This window comes from Okeania sp. SIO3I5, from assembly GCF_010672085.1.
GTDB lineage: Bacteria > Cyanobacteriota > Cyanobacteriia > Cyanobacteriales > Microcoleaceae > Trichodesmium.
The window spans coordinates 1-2,930 of the sequence record NZ_JAAHHT010000461.1; the positions used below are offsets into that span (position 1 = coordinate 1).

General features: G+C 38.0%; 2 protein-coding genes. Both read left to right on the top strand.

Features of this window, described 5'->3' with window-relative positions:
• On the top strand, positions 1 to 510 hold a 510-nt coding region (locus F6K40_RS39605), incomplete at its 5' end, for a sensor histidine kinase (RefSeq protein WP_293145625.1).
• A gap of 1,197 nt (positions 511 to 1,707) precedes the next feature.
• Positions 1,708 to 2,930 (top strand): serine/threonine-protein kinase (locus F6K40_RS39610; RefSeq protein WP_293145628.1); only part of this gene is annotated, 1,223 nt, incomplete at its 3' end.

Sequence of the window (2,930 nt, forward strand, 5' to 3'; positions counted from 1 at the left end):
GGTTTGCGCAATTTCTCTCGCCTTGACGAATCCCAAAGAAAGCAGGTAGATATCCATGAAGGATTAGAGAATACTTTAATGATTTTGCAACATCGCCTCAGAGGTGATGACTCCCACCCAGATATTGCTCTAGTGAAAAACTATGCTCAACTACCCCCTGTCAATTGTTACGCCAGTCAACTCAATCAAGTGTTTCTACAGATTCTCACTAACGCCATTGATGCTTTAAATGCTTTCAAAACTCAGGATTATCCGGTAATTAGTATCACCAGTGAAAAGCATAATGAGCAGACGATCAGGATTTGCATTGCTGACAATGGACCAGGAATGAGTGAGACTGTTCAGCAACATATTTTTGACCCCTTTTTCACGACTAAACCAGTTGGTAAAGGTACTGGACTGGGATTGTCTATTAGTTACCAAATAGTTAACGAGCAACATGGAGGAGAATTGCAGTGTATTTCTCAACTGGAAAAAGGTAGTGAATTTATCATAGATATTCCAATTTAACCTAGTGCCGCTACGCGGAATTCATGCATTCACGCATTCACGCATTCACGCATTCAAAAGTATTGCTTAATAAAGCTTAAGCATGTAACTGCAAATTGTTATTTCTGCCATCCTGCAGTAGTCAGATCAAATCCGCTTACAGCGCTTTTCTTTCTTGATGAACCACATTTTCACAACCAAAACTCGGTAGGGACGTTCCATGGAAGGTCCCTACTGTGGTCTACTAATCATGAAAACCGCTGTCAACAGTTATAGATTAGACATCTCCAGAAAAGAGGGGATAGGGAATAGGCAATGGGCAATAGGGAGAAGTAATATCAAATCCGGTTGAATAGTTATTGTATAGTTGGGAGTAGGGTAGGGACGTTGCTTGAGCATTAATGCGTTTTCCTTACGGAATGCTGCGCAAACATGTCGCGCAGCGTTAACGTTTGCGGAGCATTCCGTAGGAAAGTTGTGCTTTAGCTAAACGTCCGTACGGGAGTAGGGGAGATTGAATACTGAAGTAATTATAGAATTATCAACATATACTATATAACCGGATTCTATATAATTTATGGATAAGATATTGATTTTATTTTTGATTATTGGAGATGTCTAATAGGGGCGAAGAACGTTTGCGGAGCATTCCGTAGGAAATCGCCTCTACTGACTACTAATTTGATATAAGTATTTAACCGGACATGATATAAAATCCTGAAACTCTTATACTACCAAGCGTGAAAAAAGAATGTTACAAATAGCTTAGTCAACTAAAGTATTTTAATTAGTCATGCAAATTTACTAGAATAGATTGTTTCATAGCCAAAAATGATAATACAAACTATTTATACTGTAGGGGCGATTGGCGAATCGCCCCTACGACTATTGACTATTGACTACTAGAAACAATCCAAATATTTGTAGCAACAATTTATAGAATTGGTATTGTATAGTCAGCTTTTGAGCATTTTAAATTTTTATCTCCAAGCAACTATAATTGATAATTTATAAATAAGAATTGATTGAATCAGTGGTTGTGGGAGATGTCTAATAGCCAAGTAACTTTTAGAAAATGATAAAATGTAGTAATACCAAATTCAAAAAGTAAGGCGACTCACCTTACCTCTTGACTACTCCAAACCTAAGTAGCTCAAGTTGATGAAATTGGTATAAAATAAAACCAATTATCTTTTCTGAATTTTTCAGGGGAAAATCATGCTTAACTTACCTGGATATCAAGAAACAAACCAAATATATGACGGAAAACGAACCCTAGTCTATAAATCTATTCAAAACAGCACTGGGCAGTCTGTGATCGTTAAAGTTCTACGGAACCGTTACCCTAGTTTCAATGAATTAGTCCAATTTCGCAACCAATACATCATCACTTGTCATCTGCAACACCCAGCTATTGTTCAACCTCTGGGTTTAGAACGCTATAATAATGGTTATGCTTTAATTATGCCAGACTCAGGAGCGATCGCTCTTTCCAAGTATTGGCAAAACTCAGAGCAAACGTTGGCAAATTTCCTCAACATTGGAATTCAACTAGCAGAAGCTATCCATTATTTAACTCAACAACGCATTATTCACAAAGACATTAAACCAACTAACATTCTGATTCACCCGGAGACTGGGCAAATTCAACTCATTGACTTTAGTATCTCCAGTTTATTACCTATTGAACAACAACAACTAATTAACCCTAACGTTCTGGAAGGAACCCTTGCTTACATCTCCCCAGAACAAACCGGACGCATGAACCGAGGTATTGACTATCGTACCGACTTCTATTCTCTGGGAGTAACATTTTTTGAACTCCTAAGTGGAAAATTACCGTTTGAAAGTAGCGATCCAATGGAATTAGTGCATTGTCATATTGCCGAGAAACCCAAGTTTCCCTTGAAAACTCAAGTGCCAGAAGTCTTGCAAGAAATAGTCATCAAGTTAATGGCAAAAAATGCAGAAGAGCGTTATCAGAGTGCCTTGGGTTTGAAGCACGATCTCGAGAGATGTCTGCAACAATTAGAAACGACAGGGAAAACTAGATCGTTTGAGTTAGGAGAAAGGGATGTGAGCGATCGCTTCATTATTCCTGAAAAACTCTACGGACGGGAAACGGAAGTACAAATCTTACTGGATGCTTTTGATCGAGTTAGTAATCCCTTTGGTAATTCCCCCCACACTCCCACAAAAGGGGGAGAAGGAAGAGCAGAAATGATGTTGGTGGCAGGATTTTCTGGCATTGGGAAAACTGCTGTTATCAATGAAGTTCATAAACCCATAGTTCGACAAAGGGGATATTTTATCAAAGGAAAATATGATCAATTTAATCGTAATATTCCCTTTAGTGCTTTTGTGTCAGCTTTTCGAGATTTAATCAGTCAATTATTAGGAGAATCTGATGCAAATTTAGCTAATTGGAAACAGAAAATTCT